The following is a 482-nucleotide window of genomic DNA, read 5'->3' on the forward strand; positions in this document are numbered from 1 at the left end:
GTACCCAGGTATCGACTGCGCTGGCTTTACATGGCCTGTTTTTGGCAGAGCGTTTGCTGGAAGCGGCGACCATTACTGGTGCTTTGTCGGTCGATGCGGCTAAAGGCAGCGATGCGCCGTTTGATGCACGTATTCATACTAGCCGTGGCCAGCCTGGACAGATCGCGACTGCAGCGATTTATCGTTCGCTGCTGGCTGGCAGTGAAATCCGCCAGTCCCATCTGGTCAATGACGAGCGCGTGCAAGATCCATATTGCCTGCGCTGCCAGCCTCAGGTCATGGGTGCCTGTCTGGATATCATCAACAATGCAGCGCGTACTTTGCTAATTGAAGCCAATGCAGTGACCGACAACCCGCTGGTGTTTGTAGAAACCGGTGAAGTCATTTCCGGTGGTAATTTCCACGCTGAGCCAGTCGCGTTTGCGGCGGATACACTGGCACTCGCGATTGCGGAAATTGGCTCGATTTCTGACCGCCGTATT

At 55.0% G+C, this 482-nt stretch carries 1 protein-coding gene; it reads left to right on the forward strand.

The window, feature by feature from the left end; all coding sequences use genetic code 11:
• The coding region (locus KDM89_RS19650) for an aromatic amino acid lyase (RefSeq protein ID WP_212689578.1) at positions 1 to 482 on the forward strand (482 nt) is incomplete at both ends.

Origin of the sequence: Cognatundibacterium luofuense (assembly GCF_018139685.1) — a bacterium.
GTDB lineage: Bacteria > Pseudomonadota > Gammaproteobacteria > Burkholderiales > Burkholderiaceae_D > Undibacterium > Undibacterium luofuense.